The sequence below is a fragment of the Klebsiella sp. JN_Kp126 genome, assembly GCF_033843325.1.
In the GTDB taxonomy this organism is placed as follows: domain Bacteria; phylum Pseudomonadota; class Gammaproteobacteria; order Enterobacterales; family Enterobacteriaceae; genus Klebsiella; species Klebsiella michiganensis.
The window spans coordinates 101,917-119,124 of record NZ_JAWXQV010000086.1; the positions used below are offsets into that span (position 1 = coordinate 101,917).

13 protein-coding genes are annotated in these 17,208 nt (G+C 59.1%); 11 read left to right on the forward strand and 2 right to left on the reverse strand.

Going from position 1 to position 17,208, the window contains the following annotated elements; genetic code table 11:
* Window positions 1-101: 101 nt before the first annotated feature.
* Window positions 102-1,850 carry an alpha,alpha-trehalase gene (locus SIK97_RS22285; RefSeq protein ID WP_025106154.1) on the reverse strand — a complete coding sequence of 583 codons (1,749 nt, stop codon included), beginning with the start codon at window positions 1,848-1,850 and terminating at the stop codon, window positions 102-104.
* Between the two features lie 518 nt (window positions 1,851-2,368).
* Between SIK97_RS22285 and SIK97_RS22290 the strand changes: the two genes are divergently transcribed.
* The 8 genes from SIK97_RS22290 (at window position 2,369) to SIK97_RS22325 (ending at window position 13,150) form a co-directional block, all read left to right on the forward strand.
* A complete protein-coding gene (locus SIK97_RS22290; RefSeq protein WP_057173636.1) occupies window positions 2,369-3,727 on the forward strand; it encodes a glycoside-pentoside-hexuronide (GPH):cation symporter in 1,359 nt (452 codons plus the stop codon).
* 102 nt (window positions 3,728-3,829) lie between these two features.
* Window positions 3,830-5,221, forward strand: coding sequence for a carbohydrate porin (locus tag SIK97_RS22295; protein WP_057173635.1), 1,392 nt, complete (start codon window positions 3,830-3,832; stop codon window positions 5,219-5,221).
* 83 nt (window positions 5,222-5,304) lie between these two features.
* A complete protein-coding gene (locus tag SIK97_RS22300; RefSeq protein ID WP_057173633.1) occupies window positions 5,305-8,085 on the forward strand; it encodes a glycoside hydrolase family 3 protein in 2,781 nt (926 codons plus the stop codon).
* 21 nt (window positions 8,086-8,106) lie between these two features.
* Window positions 8,107-8,997, forward strand: coding sequence for an alpha/beta hydrolase (locus SIK97_RS22305; RefSeq protein WP_038424661.1), 891 nt, complete (start codon window positions 8,107-8,109; stop codon window positions 8,995-8,997).
* Window positions 8,998-9,204: 207 nt separating this feature from the next.
* Window positions 9,205-10,644, forward strand: a complete 1,440-nt coding sequence (locus SIK97_RS22310) for a circularly permuted type 2 ATP-grasp protein (RefSeq protein WP_014229793.1) — start codon at window positions 9,205-9,207, stop codon at window positions 10,642-10,644.
* Complete coding sequence (locus SIK97_RS22315; RefSeq protein WP_004103215.1) at window positions 10,638-11,567, forward strand: alpha-E domain-containing protein; 930 nt, start codon at window positions 10,638-10,640, stop codon at window positions 11,565-11,567. The genes SIK97_RS22310 and SIK97_RS22315 overlap by 7 nt, the downstream gene beginning before the upstream one ends.
* Window positions 11,564-12,379: a transglutaminase family protein gene (locus SIK97_RS22320; protein ID WP_047723596.1), complete on the forward strand. Its 816-nt coding sequence runs from the start codon at window positions 11,564-11,566 to the stop codon at window positions 12,377-12,379. The genes SIK97_RS22315 and SIK97_RS22320 overlap by 4 nt, the downstream gene beginning before the upstream one ends.
* Window positions 12,380-12,397: 18 nt before the next feature.
* Entirely contained in the window at window positions 12,398-13,150 is a 753-nt protein-coding gene (locus tag SIK97_RS22325; RefSeq protein WP_032749981.1) for a proteasome-type protease, read from the forward strand.
* Here SIK97_RS22325 and SIK97_RS22330 read toward each other — a convergent pair.
* Window positions 13,135-13,902, reverse strand: coding sequence for an AraC family transcriptional regulator (locus SIK97_RS22330; RefSeq protein WP_025106160.1), 768 nt, complete (start codon window positions 13,900-13,902; stop codon window positions 13,135-13,137). The two genes, SIK97_RS22325 and SIK97_RS22330, sit on opposite strands and share 16 nt — an antisense overlap.
* Before the next feature lie 94 nt (window positions 13,903-13,996).
* Here SIK97_RS22330 and SIK97_RS22335 point away from each other — a divergent pair, with 94 nt between their 5' ends.
* From SIK97_RS22335 to SIK97_RS22345, 3 genes are all read left to right on the forward strand, one after another.
* On the forward strand, window positions 13,997-15,136 hold the full coding sequence (locus SIK97_RS22335; RefSeq protein WP_025106161.1) for an MFS transporter: 1,140 nt from the start codon (window positions 13,997-13,999) through the stop codon (window positions 15,134-15,136).
* 104 nt (window positions 15,137-15,240) lie between these two features.
* Entirely contained in the window at window positions 15,241-16,224 is a 984-nt protein-coding gene (locus SIK97_RS22340; protein WP_014229788.1) for a fatty acid desaturase, read from the forward strand.
* Window positions 16,217-17,017, forward strand: coding sequence for a phosphate/phosphite/phosphonate ABC transporter substrate-binding protein (locus tag SIK97_RS22345; protein WP_032749977.1), 801 nt, complete (start codon window positions 16,217-16,219; stop codon window positions 17,015-17,017). The genes SIK97_RS22340 and SIK97_RS22345 overlap by 8 nt, the downstream gene beginning before the upstream one ends.
* Window positions 17,018-17,208 lie beyond the last annotated feature (191 nt).

Here is a 17,208-nt window from a genome sequence, read left to right on the forward strand (position 1 = left end):
GCGCTCCCCGCAGGCTCAGCTTGCCGGGGAGCCATCGGCCCGGCCGATTCTGGAACTGCAAATTGATAAAGACGCGCGGCGGCCCCCCGCCGCGCGGAGGTTTACGGCGCGACTTTTTTCTCCTCTACCGCAGCCGGCTGCTGAGCGGCAGGCTGCGCCGAGACGTCCGCCGCTTTGCCGTTGTCGTCATTCGCCGCCGGGCGCGCGGTGGGGACGGAGTCACACGGCTTCTCTTTCGGACACACCAGGTCCAGCATCTTCAGGGTGACGCCGTTGGTCCAGCCAAAGCCGTCCTGTAGCGGATACTCTCCGCCACCGCCGCCTGTTCCGGTCGAGCTGACATCATATTTTTCCACCAGCTTCTGTTCGCTGTTGTAGGTGTGCTGAACGTTGCTGAGGAACCGCCAGCTCACCTCCATTGCGATTTTCTGCTGGCCATACTTTTGCAGGCCTTCAGCGGCAACCCACTGCAGCGGCGCCCAGCCGTTCGGCGCATCCCACTGCTGGCCGCTATTGACGGTCGTGGTGGTCAGGCCGCCGGGCTTGAGCAGTCGCGCTTCGGTGGCGGCGGCGACCTTCGCGGCGCGTTCGCTGGAGGCGGCGTTGACGTACAGCGGGAACAGCGCCGCGGCGGTCAGCTGATTGCGCACCTTATGACTTTTCAGATCGTAATCGGCGTACCAGCCCTCTTTATCATTCCACAGATATTTCTCCAGCGCTTTCTGACGGGCGTTGGCTAATGCGTCATACTGCGCGGATTTAGCGCTATCCCCTGCCGCTTTACTGGCGCGGGCGATGGTTTTTTCCATGTGGAACATCAGCGAGTTCAGATCGACCGGAACAATCGAGGTGGTGCGGATGGTGCCGAGCTGCTGCGGGTTATCCATCCAGCGGGAGCTGAAGTCCCAGCCGGATGCCGCGGCGGAGCGCAGATCGCGGTAGATTTCAGTGGCCGGGCGGTTGGGATTGTTTTTGGCGGTTGTGACGTCGTCCAGCCAGGATTCCGGACGCGGCGTGTCGTTATCGTCCCAGTAGCGGTTGAGCAGGGCACCGTCGGCCATCCGCACCACGCGCTTACTGGCGCTGCCGGGCTCAAGCGCCTCAGCGCCATCCATCCAGTACTGGTACTCTTTCTCCATCTGCGGCAGCCATTTTTTGAGCGCCTCATCGCCCTCGTGCGTGGCCAGCAGTTCAACCATAAACGGGAAGAACGGCGGCTGCGAGCGGCTCAGATAGTAGGTGCGGTTGCCGTTGGGAATATGGCCCCAGGCGTCGATCTCCGCGGCGAAGTTGGTCACCATATCTTCAATTTTATCCCAGTGGCCGCTCTCAGCGAGACCGAGCATGGTGAAGTAGCTGTCCCAGTAATAGACTTCGCGAAAGCGTCCGCCGGGCACCACGTAGGGCTTTGGCAGCGGCAGCAGCGAATCCCATTTTTCGACGTCGACGGTACTGCGGGTCAGTACGGGCCATAATCCGTTGATATGCTGGCGCAGCGTTTGTCCTTTTGGCGGAACGTACTGGTCGTTTTCGCGAGGCAGGGTAAAGTTGAGTTCGACGAAGTGCCGCAAATCAAAGCTGGTCTGGCTTTTCTGCATACGATAATCGGCAAGGATCATCAGCGGGTCGCCGTTCGGAATGGCGTCAGCAAACGTTTTCTGGTCAGAAAAAAGTTTCGCGCTTTGCACATCGTTAAATAGCGGACCGAGCAGGATATCGGGTGATTGCGGGGTGGGACGGGTTTCTTCAGCCTGAGCCGTCAACGTCGCCAGGGCGACAAACGCGCCCCCTAGCGCCAGACGAAGAGCAAAAGGCAGGGTAGCGGGGCGACGGGAAACGGGACTCGTCATAGATTGTTCTCCTTATCATTGCAGACTATGTGCCACTGCATTCGGCCATCAGAAAACCTTAGACGAATATCCGCCGCTGCGCGTGTCCGAGGTAACATTTTACGCGAAAACAGAGTATTTACCGCCCACTGGCCGGCACCCAACCGGCACTATTGTGCTAAGCACAATATTATAATCTTAATCATATGAAACTGGCATGACGTTATTTACGTTATGAATGTTTTTGTGCAAATAAAAAACACCGTTCAATAGTGATGCCAGTAAATAGAAAACGGAACTGAAGTTTATCTGTGACAATAATGGTCATATTTATCGCCTTTTAAAAATTGCGCAAAGGATGAAAACCTGTGATCTGTCAGACAAAATTCCCGGGATTAATATGACTGAAGGCTGACAGGATCACATAAATTAAAAAACATAAATAATTAATTAAAAAACATAATGGCGCCTGCATAGCGGATAAGTAAAAAATGCAGACATTACAGAAACCGGTTTCATTTTGCATAAAGGAGTGGTGTATGTCTGCTGGCGACAAAATTTCTGTCAGAGAGAAAATAGGCTATAGCCTGGGGGACGCGGCCAGTCACATTGTATTTGACTCGTCCGTGGCTATTCTGGCTTATTTTTATACCGATATTTATGGCCTGCCGCCCGCCGTGATGGGGACGATGTTTTTGCTGGTCCGTCTGCTGGATGCGATTACCGATCCGATTATGGGCGCGATTGCTGACGCCACCTCAACCCGCAGGGGCCGTTTCCGCCCCTGGCTGCTGGCGATCTGCGTCCCCTTTGCGGTGAGCTGCGTGCTGGTGTATTCCATTCCCTCTTTCTCCGACTCCGGAAAAATTGCCTACGCCGTGGCGGCCTATATATTTATGACCCTGATGTATACGGCGATTAATATTCCTTACTGCTCGCTGGGCGCGGCGCTGACCTCCGATCCACGCGAAAGCCTCTCGCTGCAGTCCTGGCGTTTCGCTATCACCCCAATCGGCGGCGCGCTCGGTACCGCGTTTATTTTACCGCTGGCTGACTTTCTCTATCCCGGCGACCGCGCGACCGGCATTCAGGTCTCGATGGCCCTGTTTGGCGTTATCGGCTGCCTGATGTTTATCACCTGCTTCGCCACCACCAAAGAGCGCGTGCAGCCGATTAAAGAAGAGAATCTGAACGTAGCGCGGGACGTGAAAATACTTTTTCGTAACGATCAGTGGCGTATTCTTTCCGTTTACAATTTTATGATGCTGGTCGCCGTAGTAATTCGCGGTGGCGCCGTCGTCTACTATGTGAATAGCGTGCTGCATAAAGGCGCCGACGTGATAACGATATTCATGCTCGGCGGGATGTTTGCCTCCATGCTGGGTTCGGTACTGGCCAAGCCCTTCGGGACGCGTTTTTGTAAGGTCCGACTCTCTTTCTGGATTAACCTGCTCACCGCCGCGCTGGGCGTGGTCTGCTTTATCGTTCCGGTGCAATACTGGATTGCGGTGCTCGGCGTGCATATTCTGATTTCTATTATTCAGGGCGGCAACGGCGCGCTGCAGTGGTCGATGATTACCGACGTGAATAACTATGGCGAATGGAAAACCCAGCGGCGTATTACCGGTATGAACGTTGCGGCAAATATCTTTGTTATCAAGCTGGGCGTCGCCGTTGGCGGGGCGATCCTCGGCTGGATATTGGCCTATTACCATTACGCCGCTAACACCGCGGTGCAGCCAGCTTCAGCGGTGCAGGGCGTGGTGCTGTTGTTCACCCTGGTTCCTTCTGTTTTTTATGTTCTTACCGCCGTCTCTATTAAATTCTACGGCTTAACGGAAAAGAGAATGAACGGCATCGTCGATGATTTAAACCACGGAACCTTCGCTGAATCCTGATTATTCAACGCCGTATTTAAAGGGCTGTACAGACTATTTCTCTGGATAGCCCTGGTTTTACCCTGGATGAAACAAATAATAATGTAATTAGGGATGTTAATAATGAAAGTAAAGTATATAGCTCTGGTTATTAGTGGCCTGTTCTCCTCTGGCCTTTGGGCAGCGACAAATAATGCTCCTGCGGATATTGAAAAGCGTTTAGCGCAGCTGGAACAGCGCTTAATAAATGCTGAGCAACGGGCGGCCGATGCGGAAGCGAAAATTCAGACCTTAACCCGGCAGCAGGCCGCTGTGGCGAAAAGCGCACCAACCGTAAAAGTGGAATCCGCCGAGCCCGTCGCACCGGGCGCGGAGCCGACGACACTGACGCTGTCCGGCTACGGGGATATCAAATTTTATGGCGATGTGGAATTCAATATGGATGGCGCCAGCAGCAGCGGTAGCCTGACTTCGGTAAAAACCACGGCGAATAAAGATTGGGTGCCGGGCAATAACGAACGCTGGGATATTAATGGCCGCCTGCTGCTAGGTTTTGACGGTATGCGCAAAATGGATAACCGCAGCTTTGCCGGTTTTTCCGTCCAGCCGCTGGCTGACCTGAACGGCAAAATGAATCTTGATGATGCGGTATTCTTCTTTGGCCAGGAGAACGACTGGAAGGTGAAGGTCGGCCGTTTCGAAGCCTACGATATGTTCCCGCTGAATCAGGATACGTTCGTGGAATACTCCGGGAACACCGCCAACGATCTCTACAGCGACGGCTATGGCTATATCTACATGATGAAGGAAGGGCGCGGCCGCAGCAGCAGCGGCGGCAACTTCCTGATGAGCAAAACCCTTGATAACTGGTATTTCGAACTCAATACCCTGCTGGAAAACGGCAGCACGCTGTTCCAGGACCAGCAGTATCACGGTACTGAACTGGAAAATGAGAAAAATGTCGCCTATTTACGCCCGGTTATTGCGTGGAACAGCGGACGCTTCTCCACCGCCATCGCCATGGAGAGCAACGTGGTGAATAACGCCTATGGCTATCACGATGCGAAAGGGCGCTGGGTCGACCAGTCCAGCCGCACCGGCTATGGCTATACGATGACGTGGAACGGGCAAAAAACCGATCCGCTGGATGGCGTGGTGACCAACCTTAACGTCGCTTATATGGATGCCGAAGATGAAACCGACTTTACCGCGGGGGTGAACTCCCTGTGGCACGGTATTGAGCTGGGCTACATTTACGCGCATAACAAGATTGAAAGCTTTAATACCGCTAACTTTATCGCTAACTGCGACGATAACTGCTGGATCGCCGATCCGGGAAAATATGATATCCACACCATTCATGCGTCGTATCTGTTTCCGAACGTGATGAATATGAAGAACTTCAACATCTATCTGGGCGCCTACGCATCCTGGATTGAATCCCACCCGAACAACGGCGACGGCCAGGAAGACTCCCGCTACGGCGGCCGGCTGCGCTTCAAGTATTTCTTCTGAGCACAGCGGAGCCCGCATTTCGCGGGCTCTGTTCATTATGCTATTAAGCCTCCTGTCGGGGCATGAGTTAACAGGACAACACCATGTATGACAGTCAAGCGGGGACGCCGCTGGAAGGGTTTGCCGAATTTGCCGCCGCCGCCGCTGCCGAAGGCGCGGTGCTGTTGAGAAACGATGGCCAAATGTTGCCGCTCGCTCCCGAACGGCCGCTATCGTTATTTGGCCGAACGCAGATTGACTACTATCGCAGCGGTACCGGTTCCGGCGGGGCGGTTAACGTGGTGAGCAGCACAACCTTGCTGCAGGCGATGCGTGCGCGAAACGGGGTGAGGCTGAATACGCAGCTGGCCGGACTCTACGAACGCTGGGTTGAACAACACCCCTTCGACAACGGCGGAGGGGGCTGGGCAGCGGAACCCTGGTGCCAGCAGGAGATGCCGCTGAGCGATGAGCAGATTCGTCAGGCGCGCGCTTTCTCCAGCCAGGCAGTGATTGTTTTCGGGCGTACCGCGGGAGAGGATCGGGACAACGCCGACGTGGAAGGTGGCTATCGGCTCACCGCCGACGAAATGAACCTGCTGCATCAGGTCTGCGGCGAATTTGATGACGTGGCGGTGGTGCTGAATACCGCCGGGCTTATCGATCTCTCATGGGCTGACGATCCGCGGCTGCGTCAACGCATTCGTGCGCTGCTCTACGTCTGGCACGGCGGCGCCGACGGCGCTCAGGCGGCTACTTCGCTGCTCTATGGTGAGGTGACGCCATCCGGCAAGCTGGTAGGCAGCATCGCGATCTCTCTCGACGACCATCCGGCATCCCCCTGCTGGGGAGCGGAAGCGCAAAGCCTCTATCAGGAGGATATTTACGTCGGCTATCGCTACTTCGAAACCTTTTGTCCGCAGCGTCTGCAGTTCCCCTTTGGCTTTGGTCTCTCATACACCTCTTTCACCCTGCAATCGGCGCGGGCGGAGACCTTTGGCGACCTGATCAAGGCGACCGTCACCGTGACCAATCGCGGGGAGCGCTTCGCGGGCAAAGAAGTGGTGCAAATCTACCTCCAGGCGCCGCAGGGCGCGCTCGGCAAACCGGCCAAAGCGCTGGTGGCTTTTGCCAAAACTCGCCTGCTGCAACCGGGGGAAAGCGAAACCTTAACGTTATCGATCCCGCTGGAACGCTTTGCTTCTCTGGACGATAGCGGGGCGACCGGGCATCCACACTGTTATGTGATGGAGCCAGGGCTTTATCGTTTGCTGCTTGGTAACAGCGTGCGCGATCTACAGCCGCTGCCGGTTGACGGCGAGGCGGGGTACGCGCAGAAAACGCTGCGGATCCTCTCCTGCCATCAGCAGGTGCTGGCGCCGACGGTGCCTTTCGTACGTATAAAACCGGTCGCGGACGGCGATGATGGGCGCTATCAGATCGAGTGGGAGGACGTGCCGCGGCGGGAGATTAATCTGCGCGCGCGCATTGAGGAGCGTTTGCCAGAGGCTATCACCCTTACCGGTAACCAGGGACTGACCCTCAACGACGTGGCTGAAGGGCGTACCACGATGAATGCCTTTGTTGCTCAGCTGTCTGTTGAGGAGCTGGCCTGCCTGGTGCGCGGAGAAGGCATGTGTAGCCACAAAGTGACGCCCGGCGTCGCGTCGGCTTTTGGCGGCGTGGCCGACAGCCTGCTGGAAAAAGGTATTCCTCTGGCATCGACCGCCGACGGCCCATCCGGGATTCGCATGGATAACGGCGCAAAGGCCACTTTGCTTCCCAGCGGAACATTATTGGCCTCCAGCTGGGACCCGATCCTCGTGGAACGCTTATACGTGATGGAAGGCAAAGAGCTGCTGCGCAACGGTATCGACCTGCTGTTAGGGCCGGGGATGAACATCCAGCGCCATCCGCTGAACGGGCGTAATTTTGAGTACTTTTCCGAAGATCCGCTGCTCACGGGGATGATGGCGGCGGCGGTGGTTCGCGGCATTCGCAGCGGCGGCGGGATTGCCACCCTCAAGCACTTTGCCTGCAACAATCAGGAGTTCGCCAGAGCCAAAGCGGATTCGGTGGTGTCAGAGCGCGCGCTGCGTGAAATCTATCTCAAAGGTTTTGAGTATGCGGTGAAATCCGGCGGCGCAAATGCGGTAATGACCGCTTATAACCCGGTCAACGGCCACCATGCCGCATCCAACTACGATCTCACCACCACCGTACTGCGCGAGGAGTGGGGCTTTCGCGGGATCGTGATGACCGACTGGTGGGCAACGATGAACGATCCCATCGATGGCGGCGCGGCGAGCACTCACAACACCGCGGCGATGATCCGCGCGCAGAACGACCTTTATATGGTGGTCAATAATAACGGCGCGGAAGTTAATGCGGGGGGAGATAATACCCTGGCGGCGCTGGCGACAGGCGAGCTAACGCTCGGTGAGCTTCAGCGCTGCGCGATAAACATCCTCGACTTTATGCTGCAGACGCAGGTCTTTAAGCGCGGGGAGATGCCGCGGGCGGGGATTATTCGCCTGGCGGCGGATCCTGCGTGCGATGGGGCCTGTCCTGGCGCAATTAAAATCGCCGAGCAGTCGCGGCTGCGCTACGACGAGGAACTGGTGCTGAGCGTTGAGCGAACAGCGGTTTATGACGTGCTGGTGAGCGTTCACGCTAACGGTGCGCCGCTCGCACAAACCGCCTGCAACCTGCTGCTTAATGAACAATTTGTGGCGACGATCCAGACCAACGGTACGTTCGGTCGTGAGATTGTGCAGAAGCTGTGTCGGATTGAGCTACAGTCGGGGAAATATCGTGTAGGCTTTGATTTTATCAAGCCGGGTCTGGTGGTGGACTGGCTGGAACTCAAGCTCGTTAATGACTAATTTCCGTCTCAGGAGCCGCCGATGAACCGACGCCATTTTTTGTTTTTAAGCGCCGCCGCGCTGCTGGCGGACGGTCGTCTTCGCGCCGCTGAAAGCCAGCAAACGATCCGCCTGTGGCCTGGCGTGCCTCCCGGCGGCGGCGGACCGGACGGCCCCGTTCGCTTATCGGCACGCGGCGCGCTAAGCCATATCGCCCAGCCTGAACTGACGGTATGGCGTCCCGCAGCGCCACGCGGTCACGGCGTATTAATTGCTGCCGGCGGCGGCTATCGACGCATTGAAATGGCGAAGGAGGCCTGGCCCGCTGCGCGCTGGCTAACGATGCGCGGCTATACCGCGTACGTGCTGACCTATCGTCTTCCCGGGGAGGGGTGGCAAGCGGGCGGCCTTGCTCCGCTGCAGGACGCTCAGCGGGCGCTGCGCCTGATTCGTCAGCGGGAAGCCAAAGTCAGCCTTCTGGGGTTTTCCGCCGGCGGACATTTGTCGGGAATGGCTGCCTGTCGCGCCGATTTTGCCTCTTACCCGCCGATCGACGGCGTGGACGACACCCCGCCCCGGGCCGACGGCGCCGCGCTGATTTATCCGGTGATTTCCCTCGAACCTCCGTACACCCATACCGCCACCCATCGGCTCCTCGCCGGGCCTCACGCCGCGGAGGAGGTCGATCGCGCCTGGTCGGTACAAACCTGGGTCAGCGGGCGGACGCCGCCCTGTTTTCTGGTTCAGGCGGAGGACGATAATGTCTCCGATCCGCACAATACGTTGATAATGGCCGCCGCCTGCCGTCAGCATCAGGTCCCGGTCACCCTGTATCGTTACGCCAGCGGCGGTCACGGTTTTGCGCTGGGCCGGGCCGGTACGCCCAGCGTCGAGTGGCCCGAGCGCTACGCTGCGTGGCTCGCGGCGCGTTAGCATCGCGTGAATCGACTTGCCCCAAATTGGTGCGCTTTAAGCGAAAAACAGGCCATAAATAAGCAAAGCGTCTGATTGTTTTTTATTCAATTCAGCGTCATGGCATAACAGCGTAACGCCGCGCCGCCGCGCTGCGTTACCTGGCATAATTAATGCTTATCTCTTACCGGGATTACCTCAAAGTGAGTACAACCGGAGGAGACGGCCATGATAAAAATAACGCTTCCTGACGGGCATTATTATGATGAGATGCTTACCGCACAGGGAGAGCAGCGTCAGCACTATAACGCCTGGTGGCAATGGTTTCGCAGTACCGATCAATTCTCTATCCGGCAGAAGAAAGAGCAGGCGGAGCTGCTCTTTCACCGCATCGGCATCACCTTTAACGTCTACGGCGAGGATGAGGGCACCGAACGACTGATCCCTTTCGACAGCGTGCCGCGTATTATTCCCGCCGGCGAGTGGCAGCGGATTGACCGCGGCATCCGCCAGCGGGTGAAAGCGCTCAACGCTTTTCTTTACGATATCTACCACGATCAAAATATCCTTCGCGCGGGGCTGATCCCGGCCGAACAGGTACTGGCGAACGAACAGTATCAACCCTGTATGCAGGGGATAAATTTACCCAATAACACCTACGCCCATATCACCGGAGTCGATATGGTGCGCAACAGCGACGGCCAGTATTACGTGCTGGAGGATAATCTGCGCACCCCCTCCGGCGTCTCCTACATGCTGGAAAACCGCAAAATGATGATGCGGCTGTATCCCGAAATGTTCGAACAGCACCATATTGCGCCGGTAGAACGCTACCCCAGCTATCTGCTGCAAACGCTGCGCGAAAGCTCGCCGGTGGACGATCCGTGCGTGGTGGTGATGACCCCGGGGCGGTTTAACAGCGCCTATTTTGAACACAGCTTTTTGGCCCAGCAGATGGGCGTTGAGCTGGTGGAAAGCGCGGATCTGTTTATTAAAACCGGGGCGGTGTACATGCGCACCACCGAAGGACCGCGGCGCGTGGACGTCATTTACCGGCGTATCGACGACGCATACCTTGACCCGCTGGCCTTCCGCGCCGACTCCATGCTAGGCGTTCCGGGGCTGCTGTCTGTGTATCGCGCCGGGGGCGTGGTGCTGGCCAACGCCATCGGTACCGGCGTCGCCGACGATAAATCGATCTACCCCTTCGTACCGGAGATGATCCGCTTCTATCTGGGCGAGCAACCGATCCTGAGCAATATTCCCACCTGGCAGTGCCGTAAGGCGGAAGATCTCAGCTACGTGCTGAGCAATCTTGAACTGATGGTCGTGAAAGAGGTTCACGGCGCGGGCGGCTACGGCATGCTGGTTGGCCCGCGCTCGACCAAAGAGGAGCGCGATGCGTTTCGCCAGCGTCTGCTGGCGAATCCGGCCAACTATATCGCCCAGGACACCCTGGCGCTGTCGACCTGCCCAACCTTTGTCGACGAGGGGCTGGCGCCCCGCCATATCGATTTACGTCCCTTCGTCCTTTCCGGCCAGGAGATCCGCCTGGTTCCCGGCGGGCTGACGCGGGTGGCGCTAACCGAAGGCTCGCTGGTGGTGAACTCGTCGCAGGGCGGCGGCACCAAGGATACCTGGGTGATGGAGGATGATGAATCATGTTAAGCCGCACAGCGAGTGAACTCTTCTGGATGGCGCGCTACCTTGAGCGCGCGGAAAGCTATGCCCGGGTGCTGGACGTGACCTGGAAGCTGTCGATGATCCCCCGTCACAGCCAGCAGTCGCGGGATTTAGCCTTGCCGCTGAATCTGTCGCTGACCCATGAGCTGTTTCAGGCGCGGCACGCGCGTTTCACTATGAGCAACCTGCTTAATTTTTTCGCGCTCGACGGCAACAACCCGTACAGCATTTTCAGCTGCGTCGAGATGGCGTGGAACAACGCCCATGCGGTGCGCGGCAGCCTGTCGGCGGAGGTGTGGGAAAGCATCAACGCCACGCGCATTGAGCTGCGAAAGCTGCGCCAGCAGGGGATCGGCGAGCTGGGCAACGACGCTTTCTTTGAGTGGGTAAAAGAGCGGGTACATCTGTTTCGCGGGGCGATCCTCGGCACGCTGCTGCGTAACGACGCCCTGAGCTTTATCGGGATCGGGACGCTGATCGAGCGGGCATCCGCCACCGCGCAGCTGCTGTTGATTAAGGATCAGCAGCTGAACAGCGATCCCGATCCGGTACGCGAGTACTACCGGCTGGATACGCTACTTAATGCGGTCAGCGCCCGCGAGGCGTACAACAGCATTTACCGCCAGCCGGTCAGCCGCGAAACGGTGATGGAGCTGCTGATCCTGCGCAACGATGTGCCGAGATCGCTGAGAGCGAGTATTTCCGACCTCGTCGGGCAGCTGGAACAGATTGCCAACGACCGCTCGCACTTGCCGCTGCGGCTGGCGCACCAGCTCAACGTCGACCTGCGTTTCAGCACCCGCGACGATCTGGCGCAGGCCGATTTACAGGTCACCCTTAATGCACTACTGGCGCGGATTAACGCGCTTTCCGACAGCATCAGACAAACCTATCTGGAGGCGTTATGAAACTGGTTATCGATCACCTGACCCGCTACGGCTACGATGAAGAAGTGAAGTTTTCGACCCAGTATCTGCGCCTGACGCCGCGCAGCAGCGGTCGGCAGAAGATCACCGCCTGGACATTAACCCTGCCGGACGGTTCCGCCGTCGCCACCACCGACGCCTGGGGCAACGTGCTGCACGTGCTGACGCTGGATAATCCGCATAAAGAGATTACCATCCGCGCCAGCGGGATCGTCGATATCGCCGAAGAGGGGGACGACATCGGCGCGGAGCCGCAGGAGCTGCTGTCGCCGCTGGTTTTCTTGCGCTGTACGCCGCTCACCCGCGCTGACGGCCCGATCCGCGAATTCGCCCAGCGCTGGTATCAGCCGGAGGCGCAGGAGGAGAGCCTGAACCGGTTAATGGCCGATCTGCTGCTGAGAATGCCCTATTCGCCGGGCGCCACCCAGGTGCAGGACTCCGCCGCCGATGCCTTTGCGCGCGCGAAAGGGGTTTGCCAGGATCACACCCACGTGTTTCTCGCCTGCTGCCGGGCGCTGGAGATCCCGGCGCGCTACGTCAGCGGCTACGTTTACAGCGATAACGCCGAGCACGTCGCCATGCACGCCTGGGCCGAAGTGTGGCTCAACGAGCGCTGGCAGTCGTTTGATATCACCAATAACACGCGCAGCCTGAATCAACATTTGCGGCTGGCGACCGGGCTGGACTATCTTGATGCGTGCCCGGTACGCGGCACCCGCCTCGGCGGCGGGGGGGAAATCATGTTAACTAACGCTGAAGTGCGCGAGCATTCGCAGCAGGCGCAGCAGCAATAACGGCAGGAACAAAAAACGATGACCTACTGTGTGGCCATGTGTTTGTCAGATGGACTGGTATTTGCCTCAGACTCCCGCACCAACGCGGGAGTGGACCATATTGCAACGTTTAAAAAACTGCACGTTTTCCATCAGGATGGCGAACGGGTCATGGTCCTGCAGTCGGCGGGCAACCTGGCCACCACTCAGAGCGTGATTAGCCTGCTCAGCGCCCGCATTCGCACCCAGCAGGAGCCTAACCTGATGCAGGTGACCTCGCTATACGACGCGGCGATGCTGATCGGCAAAACCTTACAGGAGGTGATTCAGCGCGACAGCAGCAATCAGCAGAACTGCGGCAATACCAACTTCAACTGCAACCTGCTGCTCGGCGGGCAGATCGCCGGCGAAACGCACCGGCTGTTTCATATCTATCCGGAAGGCAACTTTATTGAAGCCACGCGCGACACGCCCTATTTCCAGATTGGCGAGAGCAAATACGGCAAGCCGATTATCGACCGGGTTCTGACCATCGATACTCCCCTGGAGCAGGCGATGTGCTGCGCGCTGATTTCGATCGACTCCACCCTGCGCAGCAATCTTTCGGTGGGGCTGCCGCTGGACACCCTGCTGTACCGCAGCGGTAGCCTTAGCAGCGCCGAACAGCATCGGATCACCGAAAACGATCCCTATTTCAATACCATTCGCAAAGCGTGGTCCGAAGGGCTGCAGAACACCTTTCTGAAGCTGCCGCCGTTCACGCCGGGCGGCCACCATCAGGCGGAAAAATAACGCCCCGGCGTCATGCCGGTCATGGTGCGGAAGAAGTAGATAAAGGCGCTATCGCTGGCGAAGTCGAGCGCCTGCGCCGTATCGGTAATCCGCTCCCCGGTTGCCAGCATCTCGACCGCTTTCATTAATCGCCACTGTTGACGCCACTGCTGGTAGGACATCCCGGTATCGCGGCGAAACAGTCGGCTGATGGTTTTTTCGCTGGCGCCGCAGCGGGCAGCGAGCGTCCCAAGCGGCGGCGGCAGCGCGTCGCCGCAAACCATCGCCAGCCGTTTATCCTGCGGCAGCGCGAGCATCATCGGCTCCCGCGCGGCGGCGCGAATTTCCGCCTGGCACAGGGCGGCGAGATGCCGTGCCGGCTCGGCCTCCCAGTCGGTATCCCAGGGGCTGGCGCTGATGCGCTCTAATAGTTCGCGCAGCAGCGGCACCACGTTGAGTATCGCCGACTGCGTTGGCAACTGAGGGTAACGCTGCGGCTGAAACCAGACGGAACGATAGTCGACAATGTTTTTCATCTCCGCGCGATGGCTGACTTCAGCGGGGATCCACGCCGCGCGCCCCGGCGGCAGCAGGCACAGCAGGGCGCCATCGTCGAGCGTTAAACGCACGCATCCCTGACGGGTAAACAGGATCTGCGCCATCTTATGCCGGTGGCTGCCGGAGTCGTGGTTACCGAGCGCCGACTGCACGCCAATCAGGCTACTTTTCAACGCATCCGGATCGAATGCCGCGTCAGCGTCAAGCCAGGCCATAATGTCTGATTTCCGATATTTAAAGTCATTATGTTTATAATGTTCGATAAACGGCTTCCCTACAATAGCGCCTCTTGTTAATCAGGAGGTGGATATGTTGGGACGTGCCGCGCTGGTGCTGGTGACCGCGCTACTGATGTTTCCGCAAATAGCGGAAACGATTTATAGCCCGGCGCTGACCGATATCAGCGCCCGTTTTTCCGTGAGCGCGCCGCAGGCGGCGCTAACCCTTTCCGTGTACTTTATCGGTTTTGCCGTCGGCGTTTTGCTGTGGGGCGGATTCAGCGATCGCTACGGCCGGCGTCCGGCCCTGCTGGCGGGGTTAGGGGTTTACGCATTGGGATGCCTGATGGCGCTGTGGGCGACGGATTTTTCGCTGCTGCTGGCGGCGCGGATCGTCACGGCCGCTGGCGCGGCAACCGGTTCAGTGGTGACGCAGACGGTCCTGCGGGACTGCTATCGCGGGCGGCAGCTGGCGGGAATTTTTTCGTTTATCGGCCTGGCGCTGGCGGTGAGCCCGGCCGTCGGGGTCTATATCGGCGGCGGGTTGACCGCCCTCTGGGGGATGCGCGGCGTATTCAGCGCGCTGGCGCTTTTGGCCGCCGCGCTTCTGCTGGGCTGCCTGGCATTGATGCCGGAAACGCGTCCGCAAAACCTCAGGAGAGGGCCGTTTCTTCACGTGCTGCGGCGGATGGTGGGCGATACGCGTATCGCCCTGGCGGCAATCCTGGTGGCGGCATTTAACGTCAGCCTGTTCAGCTACTACAGCCTGGCCCCGTTTCTGTTCGCCCGATTCGATCTTGATGCCCTGACGTTTGGCTACAGCGGCATGGCGCTTGCCGCGGGTTCGCTGCTCGGCGCGCTGCTTAACCACCGGCTGCTGCGTCGGAATGTCTCGCTAGGGCGGATTCTCGCCATCGCCTGCATTCTGCACTTAGCCGGCGGCGTCGCGGTGTACGTGCTGCGGGAATCAATCTGGTTTGTGGCGCCGGTTGCGCTGGTCACCCTTGCCTGGGCCATGGCGATCCCGCTGGTGCTGGGGTCGGCGCTGAGCGCCTACGGCGACTGCCGGGGCACCGCCGGCGCCTTTTTCGGCCTGTTTTATTATGTCCTGATTGGCGCCGGTCTGCTGGCGGCCGGGTGGGGGCAATCGCTGGGGGCGTCGCTGCTGGCGTGCGCGGGCGTGAGCATGCTCGCCGGGTGGCGATATATCATCGTGCTCAACGAGGGCTAAGGTGATTTTCTGGCAAAGCTAAGCGATTTAAATTCTTTGTTATTTAACGCGTTATCTCACATCTTCGGAGGATCAAACGATAACGCGAAAAGGCAGTGGCAGGAATGGCAAAAAGCAGGTCGGTCTATCTGCATCCGCAGCAGCGCGAGCGGATTCATCAGTTTTCCCGTAGCTGGCTGTGGCGCAGCGAGCTGCCCACCTGGCTACTGATCGTTGCCGTCTACGGCGGCTGGTTTGCCTCGCTGGCCTGGTGGCGCGAGCTGGGCATTTTCCCCGCCACGCTGCTGCTCATCTGGTTCACCGCCTGGTATATGTCATTGCAGCATGAGCTTATTCACGGTCACCCCACGTCGCGACCATGGTTTAACCAGCTGCTGGGGACCCTGCCGCTGGCGGTCTGGTATCCCTACGGGCTGTACCGCGATTCGCACCTGGCGCACCATCATCATCATTTGCTGACGCAGCCGGTTGACGATCCGGAATCCTACTATTTTACGCCGCAGAGCTGGCAGCGTTTTGCCCCCTGGCAGCGTAGCCTTATTCATCTGCGCAATACGTTTATCGGCAGGCTGCTGGTGGCGCCGCTGCTGGATATTGCCCAGACGCTCGGCAGCGCGCTGGCGGCATTTCGACACCGGCGGGTGAACACAATAGCGATGTGGCTGGTTCACGGCCTGCTGCTGGCGGCGCTGTTCGCGTGGATGAATCACCTCGGCTTTTCGCCGCTTTACTTCGTGCTGGCTATCAGCTACCCGGCGCTGGCGCTGACCAAAGTGCGCTCTTTCCTTGAACACCGCGCCGCGGACGATCCGCTGGCCCGTTCGGTGATTAACGAGGCGGGGCTGGTCTGGCGGGTGCTGTTCCTCAATCTCAACTACCATTCAGTGCATCACGATTTGCCGGGGGTACCGTGGTACGGGCTGCGAAAAATCTATCTGCATAATCAGGCGGAGTATCAGCGGCGCAACGCCGGGTTTGTGGTGCGCGGCTACGGTGAATGGCTGCGGCATTTTTTTGCCAGACCGGTGGCGGTGAATGCCCATCCCGGGTTCAACCAGCAGGGTAAGGCGGATGAAGAGCATGAGTGAAAGGCTGGCGTTTCCGATGTACGCGGTGAATGACGAGGATACTCAGGCGCTCTGGCGGGCGGTGCGGCAGCTGCTGGCGGCCCGCGGCGTGGTGGAGGAGGATACGCTGTCGTATCAGGTACCTGAGGATCTGCTGACGCACTGGCGCCATCCGGCGCTGCTGTTGAGCCAGACCTGCGGTTATCCGCTGATGACGCGGCTGCCGGCAGTGCAAACGGTCGGCTGTTTTCACTATTCCGCGCCCGGATGCGAAGGGCGGAACTACCGCAGCCTGCTGGCGGTACGTGAGGTGGACGGTGGTCAGACGCTGGCGGATTTTCGCGGGCGTCGGGTAGCGTGCAATTCGCCGGATTCCCAGTCCGGCTATAACGTGCTGTTAAAAATGGTCGCGCCGCTGTCGCGCGATGGGCGCTTCTTCTCGGCGGTCGCGTTTAGCGGCAGCCATCGCCAGTCGCTGCGTGAGCTTCAGCAGGGAACGGCGGATATTGCCGCCATTGATTGCGTGACCTGGGCGCTGCTGCAGCGTCATCAGCCGGAGGCGCTGGCGGGGCTGGCGGTGATTGCGCGCAGCCCGCTCGCCCCGGGTCTGCCGCTGATTACGTCGGCGACGACGTCCGCGGCGACGCTGGGGCTGCTGAGAGAGGCGTTGCAGCAGCTGGTGAGCGATGAACGCTACCGGCCGCTTTGCGAAGCGCTGTTTATCTGCGGCTACAGCGATATGCGGCGCGCGGACTATCAGCCGCTGCTGGCGTGGCGTGATGAGGCGGCGGCCAGGGGCGTCGTGCGGCTGTAGGCGGCAATTTCCCCGGGCCGCGGCGCAAGCGCCTTGCCCGGGCTACCCGATCGCAGGCGGTTGTGAACCTGTAGCCCGGCTAAGCGCAGCGCAAGCCGGGGAGAAACCGCACCGAGGTTTCAGACACAGCACCTTCCCCGGAGGCGGCGCGTTGCGCCTGTCCGGGCTACCGATCCGCAGACGGTTGTGAA